Source organism: Nocardia lijiangensis NBRC 108240 (genome assembly GCF_001613045.1).
GTDB lineage: Bacteria > Actinomycetota > Actinomycetes > Mycobacteriales > Mycobacteriaceae > Nocardia > Nocardia lijiangensis.
Genome location: NZ_BDBP01000227.1, coordinates 1 through 575 on the forward strand (window position 1 = coordinate 1; position 575 = coordinate 575).

The 575-nt window shown below is 66.3% G+C and carries 1 protein-coding gene; it reads right to left on the bottom strand.

Translation table 11 applies throughout. The features are described from left to right. Window position 1: 1 nt before the first annotated feature. Window positions 2-575: LLM class flavin-dependent oxidoreductase (locus NL1_RS36025; RefSeq protein WP_156095229.1), on the bottom strand; the 574-nt coding region annotated here is incomplete at its 5' end.

Genomic DNA, 575 nt, shown 5'->3' on the forward strand with positions numbered 1-575 from the left:
CTCAGATCAGTTCGCGGAGTTGTTCGATCAGCTTGACCCGTTCGGCCGGGGTGGCGGCCATCGGTACCACGTTGAGTGCGGTGACTCCGGCCTCGCGGAAGGCGGCGAGGCGTTCCTTGACGAACCCGGCGGGACCGACCAGGGAGATGTCGCGCACCAGCTCGTCGGGCACCACCTTGGCCGCCTCTTCCTTGCGACCCGCCAGATACAGCTCCTGGATCCGGTCGGCCTCGGCGCCGTAGCCGTACTTGGTGGCCAGGGTGTGATAGAAGTTCTTGCCCTTGGCGCCCATCCCACCGATGTAGAGCGCCAGATGCGGCTTGACGAACTCCAGCAGCGGGGTCACGTTCTCCCCGATCGCCAACGCCGGACCGGCGAACACCTCCAACTCACCCAGCGCCGGGTCACGCTTGGCCAACCCCGCATCCAACGCCGCACCCCACACCTCCTTGGCGCGTTCGGGCAGGAAGAAGATCGGCTGCCACCCCTCGGCGATCTCGGCGGCCAACTCCACATTCTTCGGACCCAGTGCCGCGAGTAGCACCGGGATGCGTTCACGCACCGGGTGATTGATC